The sequence below is a fragment of the Pedobacter heparinus DSM 2366 genome (genome assembly GCF_000023825.1).
Classification (GTDB): domain Bacteria; phylum Bacteroidota; class Bacteroidia; order Sphingobacteriales; family Sphingobacteriaceae; genus Pedobacter; species Pedobacter heparinus.
Genome location: NC_013061.1, coordinates 3,033,205 through 3,050,889, shown reverse-complemented (window position 1 = coordinate 3,050,889; position 17,685 = coordinate 3,033,205). Strand labels below are relative to the sequence as shown.

11 protein-coding genes are annotated in these 17,685 nt (G+C 41.5%); all 11 read right to left on the bottom strand.

Going from position 1 to position 17,685, the window contains the following annotated elements:
- Positions 1-5: 5 nt before the first annotated feature.
- Entirely contained in the window at positions 6-3,914 is a 3,909-nt protein-coding gene (locus tag PHEP_RS12905; RefSeq protein WP_015808419.1) for a T9SS type A sorting domain-containing protein, read from the bottom strand.
- Positions 3,914-5,827 (bottom strand): heparinase II/III family protein, encoded by a 1,914-nt coding sequence (locus PHEP_RS12900; protein ID WP_015808418.1) that lies wholly within the window; start codon positions 5,825-5,827, stop codon positions 3,914-3,916. Before PHEP_RS12900 ends, PHEP_RS12905 begins: the two co-directional genes overlap by 1 nt.
- Before the next feature lie 11 nt (positions 5,828-5,838).
- Positions 5,839-6,732 (bottom strand): DUF5017 domain-containing protein, encoded by an 894-nt coding sequence (locus tag PHEP_RS12895; RefSeq protein ID WP_081436853.1) that lies wholly within the window; start codon positions 6,730-6,732, stop codon positions 5,839-5,841.
- 10 nt (positions 6,733-6,742) lie between these two features.
- Entirely contained in the window at positions 6,743-8,599 is a 1,857-nt protein-coding gene (locus PHEP_RS12890; RefSeq protein ID WP_015808416.1) for a RagB/SusD family nutrient uptake outer membrane protein, read from the bottom strand.
- A 19-nt stretch (positions 8,600-8,618) separates the two neighbouring features.
- A complete protein-coding gene (locus PHEP_RS12885) occupies positions 8,619-11,705 on the bottom strand; it encodes a SusC/RagA family TonB-linked outer membrane protein (RefSeq protein WP_036674605.1) in 3,087 nt (1,028 codons plus the stop codon).
- A 279-nt stretch (positions 11,706-11,984) separates the two neighbouring features.
- Positions 11,985-12,737, bottom strand: a complete 753-nt coding sequence (locus tag PHEP_RS12880) for an SDR family NAD(P)-dependent oxidoreductase (RefSeq protein ID WP_015808414.1) — start codon at positions 12,735-12,737, stop codon at positions 11,985-11,987.
- 15 nt (positions 12,738-12,752) lie between these two features.
- Positions 12,753-14,015, bottom strand: a complete 1,263-nt coding sequence (locus PHEP_RS12875; protein ID WP_015808413.1) for an MFS transporter — start codon at positions 14,013-14,015, stop codon at positions 12,753-12,755.
- 21 nt (positions 14,016-14,036) lie between these two features.
- Positions 14,037-15,203 carry a galactonate dehydratase gene (gene dgoD / locus PHEP_RS12870; protein ID WP_015808412.1) on the bottom strand — a complete coding sequence of 389 codons (1,167 nt, stop codon included), beginning with the start codon at positions 15,201-15,203 and terminating at the stop codon, positions 14,037-14,039.
- A gap of 8 nt (positions 15,204-15,211) precedes the next feature.
- Positions 15,212-15,922 carry an MBL fold metallo-hydrolase gene (locus PHEP_RS12865; protein ID WP_015808411.1) on the bottom strand — a complete coding sequence of 237 codons (711 nt, stop codon included), beginning with the start codon at positions 15,920-15,922 and terminating at the stop codon, positions 15,212-15,214.
- A gap of 178 nt (positions 15,923-16,100) precedes the next feature.
- A complete protein-coding gene (locus PHEP_RS12860) occupies positions 16,101-16,784 on the bottom strand; it encodes a GntR family transcriptional regulator (RefSeq protein ID WP_015808410.1) in 684 nt (227 codons plus the stop codon).
- A gap of 144 nt (positions 16,785-16,928) precedes the next feature.
- Positions 16,929-17,105: a hypothetical protein gene (locus tag PHEP_RS22240; protein ID WP_155975985.1), complete on the bottom strand. Its 177-nt coding sequence runs from the start codon at positions 17,103-17,105 to the stop codon at positions 16,929-16,931.
- Positions 17,106-17,685 lie beyond the last annotated feature (580 nt).

Genomic DNA, 17,685 nt, shown 5'->3' with positions numbered 1-17,685 from the left:
TAACATTAATCTGTAATTACTATTTTAAAATGTTTTGTTTGTTGTGAGGTAGTAAGCCTGATAAAATAGATACCAGCAGGCAGGAGCTTTCTGTCAAATTCAAAAGCGTAAGGCTGTTCGCCGTATGCTTTGCCTTCATATAACTTTTGCACCCTGCTTCCCATAACATTATAAACTTCTAAAGTTACTTTATCCTGGGTTAAGGGAAGATTAAAAGCTACTGTAGTTTGGGTTTTAAAAGGATTGGGGTAGGCGGTCAGGTTTGACTTTGGTGCAATTGCAGGCGTAATTTTTATATCGCTAAGCTGAATTTTCTTATCCGGAGTTGCCATTGCAGCAGTACTGGTGGCACTATCCTGCAATGAATTCCAATCGCTTTCAGTTCCATAGCAGCTGCACCTTACCTGATATTCGTAAGTTTTTTCAGGATCCAGATGGAGCAATAATACCGAGGTCCCAAAAACATTATGGTAGTATTTCCAATCAGTATCCGCCGTACCTTTGTAACGAACATCATAATTGATGGCAGTAGCAACAGTATCCCAGCTAAGTGATGCAGTGGTGTCGGAAGTCTGCACCAGTGTCATATTTGCCGGCATTCCACAGGAAGCCGGACTAAGGCAACTGAGCGAACTGGCTTTTAAAAGTATGACAGAACTGTAAGGTGCTAAAGTTAAGGTTCCGCAATAAGCCTGGTTCTTCACATCGATAAATGAGCCTGCAGGTAAAGTAAAACTCTGGTTTGTACCAGCCGTATTATAGTAAAACTTAATGACCTCTGATGGGGTGGTGACCAATGGATATTTTAAGGGGGAAGCGACTGTTCCATTGATTTGTGCTGCTGCGGTTTCCCATTCGTATACTGAATTATAGCGGATATTTGGACTGCTGCTGCCTTCTTTATAATTGAAGCGTATGGTTTTATCATTAAATGGATTGATCACATAATTATCTTTGAACAGGCCGATCTCGGCATACGTATAATCGGGACAGTTGCCCAGCAATACATTGTGGGTCACTGCTGGATCGTTGGTAACCAGTAGGTTTCCGCGGACATCAGTTTGTGGTATGCTGGCAGGAACATGAAGCCGCATTTCGGATAAGGCACTCTGGAAAGAAGTATTGTCGTAAAACTTATTGCCCCCCTGCAGCAAATGTCCGTAAAGACCATAGCCATTCACAAAGGCAACCGTATTGTTACTGACGGTGATGCCTTCGGATAAGTTGTCAAGATAGATGCCGCTGGCCAAACTGGCAACCGGGGCACCCAGGTACTCGCCGATACTGTTTGTGATGATGTTTCCTTCAATTAAAGTTCCGTTGGTCTTATTGATGTTGTCATTGGTATAGATCCCACCGTTATCGTTTAGCAAGAGCACCACGCTGTCGATTACATTTCTTTTGATGAGGTTGTTGACCCCGGCAGAAATGATACCTGAATAGCCTGTTTTAAATACTTTGTTATAGGAAACAATAGAATTGGCGGAATTACAATCTATACCGGCAAAAGTTTTCCCCTTGCCATAGGCTGCGTTTCCGATGTTTGAAATATTGTTGTGGCTGATGGTAATGCGGTCGCTGTTTGCCTGGCTGAAGATTCCGCTCCAGTTTACATCTGATACACTTGAGTTTTGTATGGTAGCCTGGTTGCTGTTGCCCAGTACAATTCCATCACCACCCGAATAGGAAATGTCGACACTGTCTATTATTGCCGCAGTTGTTTTGTTTAACAGTAATGCCAGTTTGCCGGCATATTTAATGTCCAGGTTTTTGATCACAAGTTGATTAAGGGTGTCTGCCTGTAAAACCGTATCTTCCCCGGAAAAGGCGTAACTGGCAAGGTTTGGGTCTGATGTTGCATACACGTAAATTGTACCTGTTGATGGTTTGTAAGCCCATTCACCTTCCTGGTCAATGGCTTTCAGGTCATTCACAAAAAAATAGCCGAAGCCATTTTTGATGCCAAGGTCAACCGGATCAGGAAAGGTAATCGTATTTCCGCTGTGTGTGGTTACTTTTGTACGTATCAAACGGAATGGATGCGACCTTAAAACGAACTCGGCACCGGTCCAGTTTGGGGTAGATGAAAGGTCATTGTCAGTGATCTGGGTATTTCCAGAGAAGGATTCGAAGTTTAAATACCCGTTATTTACATTGGGATTGGGGTAGCGGCTTATGGGTAACAGCTTGTTCCCTTTAATCAGTGACCTGATTTCAGCTGGTTGGCCTGAACTAAAGGCCGTTTGCCAGATGTTACCACTGTAAACGGTCCAGGCGGTATTTATAGCTGCCGCACCACTGATTACAGGTTTTGCTCCTGTTCCATAAGCATCAATATAAAGGTTTGCAGTATGTTTGACCAGTAGCTTGCCATTAAAGGTATCGCCTCTTCTGAAGAGCAGGGAATCTCCTGTGTTGAAAACCTGGCCATTTACTTTGTTCAAAGTTTTCCAAGGGGTGGTGGTGGTTTTTCCATCTGCAGCATCATTGCCATCAGCTGCAATGTAATAGGTGCTGGTTGGCGGAAGTAAAGCCCCTAAAGCGAACCAGCCCAACGCCGTATAACTTGCCGTTGGGGATTTTATAGTTGTAAAAGTGTTTGATCCTGCCCCAAGGCTGTTATATGTTCCGTTTAACGAGATTGAATTCGCGATCCTGGCGTCAACTACTGATCCGGAAATGGAATCATCTGGCTGATGGTCAATCGTAATATTTGTATAATTGTTCATTGTTCCGCTTAATATATTCCCTTTCCATACCCTTTTATTGGAGAGGGAAGTAAGGCCTGAGCCGATAATTGGTGTACCAGATGCTTCTACTGCAAACCTGATGATTAAGGTGCCCGATGAAGCCGAGAGGCCTGTTAATGTCACTTTGCGGTTTTGACCGCTGGTGCCAACAGGGAATATCCTTGTAGTTGCAGTTGTTCCTACGGCCATCGCCAGTCCGCCGTTTACATAACTGGAGGCATTGCCGCTGGTATTTGTGTTATTGATATGATTACAGATGAGGGTTTTACCTGCTGGTAAATTGATCACACCTGAAGTCAGTACCAGTGCAGAACTTGAAGAACGCAGGGTTACATCATCGTTCAGAAAGATACCTGCTGCATTATTTACGGTTATGCGAAACAAGGACCTGGAAGCAGGCATTTCATTGCCCTCCGAAATGCCCGCTCCGGCTTTTGCGGGGTTGTGCACATAGGACAGATAAAGTGATGCTGTTGCACCCAGTGTATAAGTATTTGCAAGGGTTGCACTTTGCGAACGCTGAATGATACATTGTGCCGATGCAGGACCATTTCCTATGTTTGTATTGTTAAGGGTAAGCAGGCTACCATTGGTAAATGTACCCTCATTTAGCAGAAGCGTGTTGGAGATACTTATTGCTGCATTTAACACTACACCGTTTATATTGTCTATTGTCAACTGGCGGATGATGTTAAAATTTCCTGAACCGCTGATACTGCCTGCTAAAGCGGCAGCTCCGAGTTTCAGGATGCTTCCGGCTCTTGAAAATTCCATTGACCCGTTATTGGTCAAATCTCCATTTATGGTTACACTTTTGCCGGTTGTTCCATTAAAGGCATCCAGCTTTCCACCACTGTTGATCAGCAGGTTTCCGTTTACCATCAGGGCACCAGATCCGGATGCAAAATTCAAGGTTCCTGTGAGTGTTAAGTTTTTTACTGTAACTGTCCCGCTCAAGTTTACCGTTATGGTACTGCCTGCTATGATTTTTACAGTATCGGTGCTTATGGGGACAATTCCACCGGCCCAGCTGGATGCCGTGTTCCAGTTTCCTCCTGTAGCTGAAGAGCTAATAACAGCAGATTTTACCCCAGCATTTCCAAGAACCAGAAAAATGACCATTAACATTATTCTGTATTGGCCCATAATCTCTTGTAACTTCATTATCTGATTGGTTTAAAGACCATTGAAATGGTACCCTCCTGAACAGGTTTGTTGAGCCGGATGGCTAGACGCGTATAAGGAAGGCCACCTTCAGACAGCTCTTCACTTTTGATTTCAAACCCATCCTGACTTTCTATTGTAACCAGTAGTTTATCTTTTTTGCCTGTGATTTCAATTGCTCCGGGACCGACCTGCTTCCATTTACCCCTGGTTATTAAAGCTGTTTCATAGGTTTGGGTATTGCTAAAACTAAAATTGTCTTTAACTGTCAGAAAACCATTTGGTTTGCGGTTATAGGTGAATTCCCGTTCAAGCTTTTTCAGTTCCTTTACCGGATATGCAGAGGCAATGTCCATCAGCAGTTTATCCTGGTCATTGTTAAAGCTGGTGCTGATGACATTGGCTTGTGCGGCTGCACCAGGAATTTGTTCTTTACCTGCAATGAGAGGTACAGGATGCCCATAGGAAGCGATGGTTTTATAGGTATACCTTTCGGGACCAAAAGTTTTGGAAGTATAGGGTATAATACCCGGATCGCCCATCAAAACTTCATCCCCAACTACTATAGAAAAAGAGCCAATGTCATTGTGGTTGTGGTGCTCATTGTTGTTGCCCCCTTTAATGGCAACGCCCATATCCATGGCTGAGTTTTTGCCGGGGCGTACAGTGAGTACACCAGCCTGGTCAAAATAAGACCTTAGTTCATTGCCCTTGCTTTTTACCATTATCTGTTCAGAAGATATTTTTTCCGGAAAAACTGCCAGGATACTTTCTGCAAGCTCAGTAGAACGGCCTTCAAAAGCCGTCTTTTTAAAGTCCGATACATCTACACCCAGGTTCCGGTTCACATAATATAAAATGAAAGCAGAAGGTTGGGTATAAGGCCGGCAGTCGCCAATTGAAGGGAAAACACCATGGATAATTACTGTTTTAGGAAGAAATTCAGCAATAAGTTTAACTTTTGGATCTGCAAACAGGTCTATCTGGCCTCCGGTGCTTCTGTATACCGTTTCACGTAAAAGTACGAAATGGCCAAAACCGTAATTGTAATAACCCAGACCTTCGGTACAATAGCCGTCGGGCAAAAACCCGTGCACACCATTTTTATGGTAGCGTTCTGCAATGGCAATAAATTTGGCCCGTTCTCTTTTATCATCGAGGATGGTTTCAGCAGCACCCACTGTTCCGGACAGACAGACTGCATTAAAGTTATTTGTATTGGTTAAAAAGAAATTTTCGCTATTGCCGGTGGCCACTGAGTTTAACACAGGGTCGAATACCCTTAGGCGTAAAGCCTTGATGGCCTCATCTTTAACCTTTGGGCCGAGCTTGTCACCCAATAAATATAATGCCTGTGCAATATGGTGGGCATAACTTACTGCCGACAACTCTACCAGGTATTTTTTGCCTTCAAAATTTACCTTATTGTAATCATGTGTCGGATTTACCCATGATTTCTGCCGGCACAGTTCAAGTATGGCATCTTCTGCAGCCTTTGTATATTTTCCCTGATCGGTAAGACATTCTGCAAATACATATCGGGTTAACCAGAGCAGGCGCTTTTGGAGCATGTTTTTTCCCGGTACAGAAGTTCCTTTAGTCCAGTAGGCAAGGTAATCCGTATCGCTCCAGGCCGGAAAGGGCTCCGTCAATGAGCTGTCGGCACTTTTAAGCAATTTGTCGTATTTCCTGGTGTTCAGCAGTCTGTTCCATTCTTTGCGGTTTTTATAGGTCTCGCCAAATCCAGAAGGTTTTTCGGGTAACATCGCTTCGATTTGTTTAACCCTAAGCATATCCAATGGTTGCAGCAATACAACAGGTTTTGAATTGTCATAAACAGCAAGATTCTGCCCCTTTGCTATACTTCCTCCTATAAGGACTATAAAAAATAAGATATTTCTGAATAATTTCATCTCCGGATTTTTTATGGTATTACCGTAATTTCAAATTCCCTGACAACTGCTTTATTGGCATCGATGTTATTATTAAAGCCTACTAAAGTTACTTTATATACGCCGGGAGTTTTATATATATAATCATAATTGCTTAATCTCCGTCCGGCAATATTTTGTATGGACAAACCAAAGTCAGCCACTTCCTTTGTTGCCTTTAAGGTTAAAGGTCCGGTAACCAGCCAGTCTTCATTATCAGGAGTATTTGTGGCACTGCCATTCATTCTTAGTTCTGTTGCTGAAACGGTCCATGCTGCAGCGGGATTTTTGAAGTTATATGAAGTCCATGGCCCGGTGGCCAGCGTAACAAGCGGTACTGATGAATTATCTGGAAACAGGTTGCTGATGGAAAAGGCACGGACCACCCAGGTTGGTTGTGCAGCTGTAGGGCTCATTATTGCCGCATACTTAAATGCCAGTGCAAAAGGCGTTCCTTCGGCAGCGTATGGGCCCAGATCTACAATTCCAGATACGGTGCTGGTAGAATTACTGGCCAGGGTTACCTGGCTGCTGATGTCGGTCCAGCTGGTAGCCAACAGGTTTTCGGGGGTATTGCCCAACAGGTTTTTGGTAACCAGTATTTTAAGTGAATTGGCTTGTGCCACCCCTGCAAGAGCAGTTGTAAACTGCAATTGCGGAATACCGGTTTCTATAGTTACCTCGTCTTTATTTGCGTATCTGAAGCCACGTTCTCCGGAATAGAAAACAATATTTTCTACGCTACCCGAAAAGTTAAACCTGACCGTATCGTTAATTTTATACTGAAGCTTGTTTAACTGCACCTCAAAGTTGGGCTGTGCTACATCCATTTTTTTACAGGAAAGGGATAAGAATAGGGCAAAAAACAGTATATATATGCATTTCATAGCTTTAAGATTAATAGCCGGGGTTTTGTACTAATAAATTATTCAATTGAATATCATGGATCGGGATGGGCATGAAAATGTTCCTGGAAGAAACTTTGGTAGCTGCAGTGGTGATGTTTGCTGCTGTGCCTGCATTGGCATTTGCATAGACCAGAAAGGCTTTCATGTCTTCCACAAATTTTCCCCATCGGATCAGGTCGTTCCTTCTTAACCCTTCAAAACAAAGCTCCCTTGATCTTTCTTCCTTTATCGCAGCTAATAGTTCTGCTTTGCTGGAGATTTGTAATGCGGAAAGGTCCGCATCGGTAGATTGGGTAATGGTGGCTATAGCAGTAGCACCCGTTCCCCCGCCACCGGTAATGGTTACAGCAGGAGCTGAGCTGTAGTACGGGCCGGCAGTGGTCAATGTCCCTGCTGCGGTAATGGTGATGCCGGTAACTGACCCACCCGAAATACTTGCCTCAGCAGTAGCCCCATTGCCACCACCACCATTAATGGTTACAGTTGGTATACTTGTATAGCCAGAACCTCCGTTGGTTACAGCAATGTGTTTTACAACATTTCCATACAATAAGCCATAAGCCCTTTTGCGGACCATATTTACATATTGATAAGCATTAGCAGGTCCGTTTACTTCATTTTCGGCTTCTGCAAGCATGAGCAATACATCTGAATAACGCAGAAAAGCGAAATTCTGAGAAGTATAGTTTTTATCTTTGGGCTCAACAATTTCGTACTCCCTGCGCCATTTTCCGGCATTCATAAGCCAGGTATTGGTTACAGTGGTTTTTACAGCCGTTGCTCCGCTGCCCCAGGTATAATTGGCACAGTTCCAATCTCTTCTCCAGTCAAAAGAAGCCTTATTTGGTGTAGCAGTACTTAATGGGTTGAGTTGGTAGGAGTTGTAAAGTTTTCGGGTTGCGTTTATAGATCCTGAACTGAAACCTTTATTCGCATCATTACACAAAATGCCGCAGAACCTGCCGGTATAAGTATTTCCAAAGTTGACACCTCCGGTGTTGTTGCCCCAGAATTCCAGCTCCCACATACTTTCTTTTACATCGTACTGTTCTTTTGCATATTTTAAGAATACATCGCGGTAATCCGGATTTAAGGCATGTTCAGGTGCATTCCCAGAAGGATGAACTACTTTATTGGCCCAGAACAGTGCATCCTTATATTTTTCTGTATCGTTTAAAGGAAATCCTGCCATATACAGATATACCCTGGCCAGCATGCCCTGTACCGCCGTACGGGTAACCTTTCCGCCCATGCCCAGTGCAGTGGCAGTCTGTGTTTGCAACAGGGCTTCAGCATCGATCATATCCTTGGTAATTTGTGCATAAACATTTTTCATCGGAGTCCTGGCAACATTCACTTGTGTTACAGAGGCTGTTGGGCTGAGGATCAATGGAACATCTCCATAATTGCTGACCAGCATGAAATATTGAAAGCCCCGAAGGAATAAAGCCTGTCCTTTGATGACGTTCTTTGCGGTTTGATCCATCGGTACATCATCCAATTTTGAAAGCAGCAGATTGTCCCTTTCAATACCGGTGTAAAGTCCTTTCCAGAATAACTCGTTTTTTGCATCCGCCGCATCATACTGATAAGAGGGAGTAAGTTCTACTGTCCGGCCATAAGATTCGTCTGTGTTGGTATTAAACATATACAGGTAGTTGTTTCCATATACTTCTTGCGTACCCAGGGCATTATATACGCCATTTAAGGCACTTTGCAGTTGTTCGGGTGTTTTGTAAAAGGCCGAAGGATCAATAAAATCAGTCGGATTGGTGTCCAGTACTTTCTGACAGGAAATGGTGATGGCTGTCAGCATAATGAGGTAAAAATATTTTATCGGTTTCATACTTTTAATAATTAACAGGTTAGAGCGATAAGTTTAATCCGAATATGAGTGTACTTGCACGTGGATAGGCTGAAAAATCGAACCCCGGTGTAAGCGTTGAATTTCTTACAGAGACTTCAGGGTCTGGTCCAGAGTAATTTGTCCAGGTAGCAATGTTCTGGGCAGAAGCATAGATTCTTAAACTTTTGAGATTGGCTTTTTTATATATTTTTACAGGTACATTGTAGCCCAGTGAAATGGTTTTTAGCCTGAGGTATGAGCCGTCTTCAACTACTCTGCTGGAATAATAGAAAGGGCCTTGTCCCCCGGTACGGAATAAAGTATTGCTGGGATTATCGGGCTGCCACCTGTTGGCATAACTCGCATATTGGTTAAAGAACCTGGACTGTTTTCCATTCCCCTCAAAGAGCAGGCGGTTGGCATTGATGATGTCGTTCCCGTAGGACCATTGCAGGAATACATTCAGGTCAAAACCTTTATAGATAAAATTATTTGACAGGCCACCTGTATGTACAGGCAGACCACGTCCGATTACCGTGAAATCTGAGGCATTAACATTTCCATCACCATTGATATCTTTATACTTGATATCCCCGGGCTGCACTGTAGGGTTGCCATTTCTGGGGATATTGCCTTTTAGTGTGTAAACACCCTGGGGACTTTTATCAAAATCTTCATACTGATAAACTCCATCCCAGATGGCACCATATAATTGGCCTACTGCCTGACCTACAACAGCAATATAAGGAGAAAGTGCATTCCATTTCTGATCGAAACTTACCGGACTGGTTAGAGAAGTTTGGTTCTCAGCAAGTGCAAGTACTTTGTTTTTGTTGAAACTGATATTGAAATTGGAGTTCCAACTGAATGTTTTTCCATTAATATTGACGGTGTTTAGTGTAATTTCAAGTCCATTGTTTTGCATTTTACCTATATTTTTGTAGGCATTTGACAATCCGGTGGTATAGGGTAGAAGAGCTTGCAGCAATAGGTCATGCGTAGTTTTTTTGTACAAGTCTACAGTTAAGTTGATGCGCTGCTTAAACAGGCTAAGGTCGTAGCCAATGTTTACCTGCTTTGTAGTTTCCCATCTCAGACTGGCATTTCCAAAAGCAGTTAATATAGCACCTTTTGACGGAGAGCCGTTGCCGTAAGAATAACCTGCAGAATTGGGTTGGGTAATCTGATCGAGGTAAGGAAAGTCGCCCACCCTGTTGTTACCGGTTTCCCCGTAGCTAAGACGGAGTTTTGCTTCGGAAACAAATTTTAATTTCTTCATAAATTCCTCACCGCTCATACGCCATGAAAATGCCCCGGAAGGAAAGTAGCCCCAGCGCTTTCCAGGGGCAAATTTTGAAGATCCGTCGGATCGGAAAGAAGCTGTCAGGTAATATTTTGAATTGTAATTGTAATTTATACGTCCGAGGTAAGACAAAAGCCCCCACCTGGAGCTTAACGAAGTACCGATCAGAGAAGGTGATTCGTCCAGACCGTCAAGTCCTAACAACTCATTTGGAACGTTCAGTGCGTTAAAACCATTTCTTGCAGTTTTGTTTCCCTGCATGGTATAACCTCCAAGTATGGTCAGGTTATGTACTTTGTTAAATATTTTTTTATAGGTAAGCGTATTTTCATTTAGCCAGGTTGTGGCAGGGTTATAGTAAATAGATCCGTTTACTCCACTTGAATTACGGGGATTGCCAGCTTGGGTAAGGGAGTTATAAAAGGATTCATTTCTGAGCATATTATTGGTAATGCCACCGGTTACCCTTAAGGTCAGTGAAGGGATAATTTTGTATTCGGCATAAGCATTGGCAATTAATCCTGTGGTTAAGTTTCTGCGGAGCTCATTTTTGGCAGAGATTACGGGGTTGACCCTGTAATCGGCAATTACATTGTAATCAAAACCAGGATCAAACAGTTCATCATCCAGGTTATTGTCGTTACCGGTAACAGGACGGTAGCCCCACACTGCATAAAGCAGATTGGTGCTGGCCGACTGGGTAGAGGAGGAGGCATTGACTATTGTTCCATTGGAAATGGTATAGCTGTAGTTCAGGTTTACACCTACTTTCAACTTTCGGTTTACATTCTGATCCAGGGTAATGCGTCCCTGATAACGCCTGAAATCAGAGTTTAAAATTACTCCATTCTGGTCTATGATATTGGCGGAAATTGAATAACGTGTTTTATCAGATCCGCCTCTCAGTGAGATATCGTGGCTTTGCATGGGCGCATTTCTATAAATCTGATCCTGGAAATCGAGTCCTTTCACATTTCTGTAATCCTCCAGCGTTTTTCCATTGCTCAGGTAAGTGGTAGTCGCATTTGCCTGATCGAGCTCCAGCTGGTATTTTACAAATTCATAAGGATTCATCAGGTCTATGGTCTTCGTGTTTTTCTGAAAACCGTAGTAACCATTATAAGCGATCACGGGCTCATCTGCTTTTCCTCTTTTGGTGGTAATGATGATGACCCCATTTGCACCTCTTGCGCCATATATGGCTGTAGCCGATGCGTCCTTCAGGATATCAATAGATTCAATATCAGCTGGGTTTATTGAATTGTTGTTTGCATCTTCCAGTGGAAAGCCGTCCACGACATATAGGGGTGAGTTGTCCTGAGTGATAGAACCTGCACCACGGATTACAATGGTGTTGACTTCGCCAGGCTGTCCATCAGCGCCTGAAACCTGTACCCCGGCTACGCGACCCGCAAGGGCCTCATCGAATGATTTTACTGGGGCTTTCTCAAATTCGTTCATTTTGACCTGGCCAACAGCACCTGTCAGGTCTTTCCGGGTTGTTGTGCCGTAGCCAACAACTACAATTTCGTTCAGGGCATTGTCCAATGCTTTAAGCGCAAGCGTTATGGTATTTCTGTTGTTTAAAGGAATGTCTCTTGACTGGTAGCCGACATATCTGAAGGATAATGTAGCGTTTGCATTTGAAACAGTAAGTACAAATTTACCGTCGGCGTCAGTAGTAGCCCCGGTTTTAGTACCCTTTTCAAATACGGTGACACCAAAGAGCGGTTCATTGTCATCAGAGGTCACTTTACCTGAAATTTTTCTGCTTTGAGCATTACTTTGGATTGATAAAGTCATCAGTAATACCCAGGAAATTATTACCCTGAAAGTAATAAGCCCACAAAGCCTTAGTGGTTTAAGTAACATATTTATATTTGGTTAGTTTAAAAAATCTCTGCTTGTTTTAACAGCCTTTCAGGTAATGTATTACAAACCTAATAAATTATATATTGTATACAATATATATCTTAATTAATATGAATATTTTAATAAAAACATTATTTAATAATAATTTTGGTTGATATAATGTGTTTATATTACTATTTAAGCAATAAATACCATTTAAAATTTGTGATATTATCTGAAATAAAGCCCTCCGTTGATATCTATGGTAGCGCCGGTAATGTAGTTGCCGCCTTCACCTGCCAGGAATGCAGCTGTCAAACCTATATCACGTGGCTGTCCGATGCCGAGCGGCACACCAGCAGCTATCTTGGCAATCCCCTCAATTCCGTGAGTTTGATTTAGCAGATCAGTTTCTATGATACCGGGTGCAATACAATTTACCCTGATTCCGAAGGGGGCGCCTGTTCTGGCCAATGTTTTGGTAAGGCCTAAAATGGCGCTCTTACTGGCCGCATAATGAGCATGACCATACAATGCGCCTTGCTGCCCAACAACTGAGCTGATGTTAATGATGCGTCCGCTCTGTTGTACTTTCATCATTTCCATCGCATTTTTGGCGCATAGAAAACAACTGCTAAGATTGGTGCTTAAAATATGGTCCCAATCTTCAATACTGATGTCAAAAATGTCTTTTGCCTGCGATGTCCCCGCATTGTTTATCAGGATGTCCAGCTGACCTATATGGGCTTTAATAAAGGAAAAAAGGGCTTCCACATCTGTTTTTAAACTGACATCTGCTGCTTTAAAATAAACCTCCTGGTTAAATGCCCTGATCTGGTCAACCGTTTGCTGAAGATCATCGGTTTCTGCCAGGTCGTTAAGTATAATGTTGGCCCCCTTTTCTGCCAGGCATAAGGCAATACCTTTACCTATACCCCTTAAAGATCCGGTTATAAGTGCAGTTTTTCCGGTTAGTTCGTTCATGACTTCATATTTTAATTAAATTTTATCGGTCTGTGCAGCAATATATAATTCTTTGGATAAAGTAAATTTCAGCGCTATAAATATAAAGATACTGCCAGCCAGATATACTATGGAAAGGGCCGATAACCCATCAGATAACCCTAATGTAGGTTTTACAATGCCTAAAATCCATGGTGCAAAGGCACCTATCAAAAAAGCAAACATAATCATGGCCCCTGAAACAGAGGCCCGTATGGTAGGGGGGATGACCAGAAATAAAGAAGCATAAATATTAGAATCATAAATCCCCCTGAAAAAGCCAAATAAGCCCATCCCCGCATATACCCAAAACAGCTGATTTGCCGAGCCCATTAAATAAATAAAAGGACAAGCTAGTAACAGGCCTAAAGCTTGTAGTTTGAGTCTCGAACCTGCAGTTTTTTTAACCAGCTGATCGGAAAAACGTCCTCCGAGCAATACGCCAAGGAAAGCGAAAATATGATGGTAAAACATGGAAGAAAAACCAGCATTTGCTAGTGAGAGATTAAACTTTTCATGTAAGAAAGTAGGAGACCAGGTTAAATAGCCTACATTTACAAATACCATACAGGCAAAGGCAAGCGTAAGTAATATCGCTGTCTTTTTCCTGAACAGTCCCATGATGCCGTCAAATAATGTTACTTTATAGGTTGTCTGTACCGTATCCGGTGCAATAATTTTTTTAAACCTGACAAACAGCACGATGGAAAGTATGATTCCTATCCCACCAAAAAAATAAAAGGCGGTGCTCCAGCCAAATCTTTCGGCTATCAATGCACCAGATAATCCGCTGATGATTATCCCGGCATATAACGCAGTTTGGTGTATGGCCATAGCCAGGCCAGTTTTTTCCTGATATTTTTCTGCTATAAGCGCATTTGCTGCAGGGGCGTAAAAAGATTCACTGCTCCCTACTACTGCCCTTAAAACGATCAGGTGTACCAGGCCTGCGCTAAGGCCGGTAAAAAAGGTTGCGGTGCTCCACAACAACAGGCTAAAAATGATTACTTTTTTCTTACTGAAAACATCACCGATATAACCACTTAAAGGGACACATAGTCCTATAGCCCAGATAAATACCGATGCAATCATCCCCAATTCTGCATCCGTTAACTTCAGTGCTGCTTTAATCTGAGGTAATATCACGTTAAATATCTGACGGTCGGCCTGGTTAAAGAAAAAAACCAGCCAAAGCAATACAATCAATTCCCAGTTAAAAGACCTGAGGCTTAAGTTGTTCCGGGCACTGTATCTGATCATTTTGATGCTGTCTTTAAAAGATTACTTTGCAAAATAGCCCTTTGCATTTTCCGGGCGTATTTCGGTTAACTTCCCATTGTAATGTCGCAAGTCCCTCGGCTCATAAGGGTAAGCCACAATTGCTTCTTCGTTAATGTCTATTCCAAGGCCGGGCAAGTTGTTAATTTGCATCATTCCGTCTATAAATTCAACTTTTTCGGTACTTATTTTATTGCGGTAAGGAACGTCACTGCTCATCGTTTCAAGGAAATGGAAATTTGGTGTAGATGCAGCAATATGAAGTGTGGCAGCGTTAGCTACAGGGCCACTCGGGTTATGCGGACAAAGCGGAATGTAATAGCATTCGGCCATAGCAGCAATCTTTTTAAGTTCTGATATACCACCAGCATGACTTACATCAGGCTGGATAAAATCTGCGCATTCCTGGTTTAGAAAACTTCTGTAATCCCATCTGCTGTAAAGACGCTCGCCGGCTGCAATAGGCACCTTGGTTTTTCTTCTTAATTGCGCCAGTCCCTCCATATGATCAGGGGGAATAGGTTCTTCAAACCAGGTAATGTCAAAGTCTTCAAGGGCATGGGCTACCCTTATAGCAGTTGGCATGTTAAAACGGCCATGCCCTTCAATTAAGATGTCAATCTCTGTTCCTACAGCATTAACAACAGCATCAATGCAAGCCAAAGCATAAGAAAACTCTTTTTTGGTCAGGTTCATATAGGCCGATCCGAATGGGTCCCATTTTAAACCTTTAAAACCGATTTTTACGGCCTCCTTTGCTTTTTCGGCAAACTCTTCAGGGGTTTTTGCAGGGGCAAACCACCCATTCGCATAACATGGTACGGCATCTCTTACCTTTCCTCCAAGCAACTGGTATACCGGTACACCAAGGTCTTTGCCTTTGATGTCCCACAAAGCCATATCTATAGCGGCCAGTGCGCTCATTAAAACAACCCCGCCCCGCCAGTAGGCATCTCGATAGCAATCGTGCCAGATGGCTTCTATCTGGTGAGGGTCTTTTCCTATTAAATATCTTTTTAATTCATTTACGGCCTGCAACACAGTCAATTCTTTCATTTCCAGTGTTGCCTCGCCTACGCCATGCAGGCCCGAATCAGTAATTACTTTTACAAACACCCAGTTTGTTCGGTATGAATGGCAAATAAAGGTTTTGATCTCAGTGATTTTCATCTGTTCATTTATAATTTTATGCTGGTATTTATCTGCATTATTTTTGACTTTAAACCGGCCGATGTACATAGGGCTGCAAAATACACTGGGTCTGCAGTGTTTTCAGTAAACATGCCATAGTGGTTGGGAATAACCATTTCAGGGTTAAGGGCAAGTGCAAAAACTGCCGCATTTTCTGCATTCATATTTCCCAGTTTTCCGTTGATACAAACAAAAAGTGCATCCAGTTTGGTATCCGATATCTTTGTGATTAAGCCCGCAAGCTCTGGCACATATTCAGTATCACCCGAGAAATAGACCTTGTGGTGTTTATCTTCAACGATTAGTCCCGTTGAAAAAGGATCAGTATGAATGGCAGGAGTGGCAGTAAGTTTGAGTTCGCCTAATGATAATTGTTCGCATTGGTTAAGTAAAATTGTATTCCTGATACTAATGTTCAATTTATTTGCATGTTCAATGACACTTGAGGGACCTATAATTTTGCACAATGGAAAGTAACTAAGGATGTTGAGTATAGTTTGCGGATCAAAATGATCCAGGTGATTGTGGGTACAATAAATATAGTCTGGATGCAGGTCTTTAATGGCCAGGGGAATAGGAAACATCCGTTTTAATCCTTGTAGTTTATAAATGGAATCGCTGAGATAAGGATCAATTACTAGCTTAATACCGTCTACATCTACAATATAGCCGCTTTGTCCAATCCATTTAATGTCCATCAGGTAATTTATTTTGGTTAGTATGACTGAAGTTTATGTCAGTGCTTTCTTATAGTTTTCCAAAAGTAATATATTATATATTGTATACAATATATATATAAATAATTATAATTTTGATTATCAAGTAGTAATATATTTATCAATTATTTAATATTTTGGATTTAAAATAATGAAAATGCTATTTAAGTCTGTCGCCCATTTGAGCAAGGAGATCAGCTTTAGCATTTACACAGTGTAATGAAGCTGCAGTTTCAACTGCTGCAGGGTTTCGACTTTCCAGGGCAAGGAGGATAGCCTGGTGTTCTTCTATGACTTCGGCCGTTCGCCTTGAACCGAAACCATAAGTAAGTCGTAAGGTGTTGATGAGCTGCCAGTGTTTTTCCAGTATCTGCAGTCCTTCACTATTATTTGCCAGTTCATATATGGTGGAATGGAAGCGACGGTTCAATTGTAAGCAGATTGTATAGTCTTCTTTTGCAGCTGCGGACTCGTAACTTTTCTGGATCTGATTTAGGAGCTTAAGGTCTTTCTGTTTTAAGTTTTCTATACATTTTACGGTAAGGTATACTTCAATCAATTGTCTGATCTCGTAGATGCTTTCTAAAAATTGTTTATCCACTTTTCTAACATGGGCACCTTTGTTTGGTTCAATAATTAACAATCCCTCACCTTGTAGCTGTTGCAAAGCTTCCCTAATAGGCATCTGGCTAACTTTATAACGTTCTACCAGTTCTGCTATTTTTAATCTTTCACCCGAAATAAAGTATCCCGAAAGAATATCTTCCCGAAGTTTCTCTCTCACTCTGGAATAAGTAGGATCAGCCAGCTGGCCTAACGAATCAGATTGTAATTTGTCTTTCAACGCTGCAATTTTTTAAATGGTCGGTCAAATATACAATATATTATATACAATCAGCTGGATTGATCCTGATGATAAAGTATGCCAAAGGTTGGGTAATTGTTCAGAAGGGTTTTCAAATCATTAATGTAATGTAATGCCGTATAGTTATAAGTAATAAATAATGGCAACAAGGATTAGAACTGCAAAAAAAACATAATAGGTGGTTTTGCTGCTTAGCCCACCCCAAAGCACCTTCTTGTTATAAAACACGGCATTCCAATCATCAGGGTTCTTACGTCTGGTATTGGTTAGGGCTGAGGTTTGATTTTCTTTAGCTTTCATGTTGTAAGATACGAAATATATGACATGTTTTAAACCCTGTATAGAAGTCACAACAGTTTCCGTTCCTAAATAATGGGTTGTTTTTGTACGGCCGATAGTAGTCAAACAACTCGTTTCATTAAGATTTTTTATTTTCTTTATTGTTTATTTTGTGTCACTAGTTTGATGGTGGTATGGGTGTAAACTGATTGTTGTAAGCAAAATTCGCCGTTTTTTGATTTATTCGTCATTGTTTTTGTTATTTGGTATAATATTGTTTTGTTAAATTATGTGTATTTTATTTCTCATAGTGTAGAATTATTTTCTTATTATTCTTTTTTTTATTTTGTGTTTTTTTATTCATATATTTTGAATTTATTTAATTTTATGTCTTTTTAATGTATTTAGGCTGTTTTTTGATGTTGTTTAAATTTTTGGCCTGATTGTTATTAAAAAAGTTAAAATTTTCATAGAAATGATCTAAATTCTGATTACTTTGCTTAAGGTAAATGAAATTAAACTTATAAGAAATTAATATTTTATTTTATGTGTTTTTATAATGAGGAAAATATCCCATTGGAAGAATATGAATACATAAGAC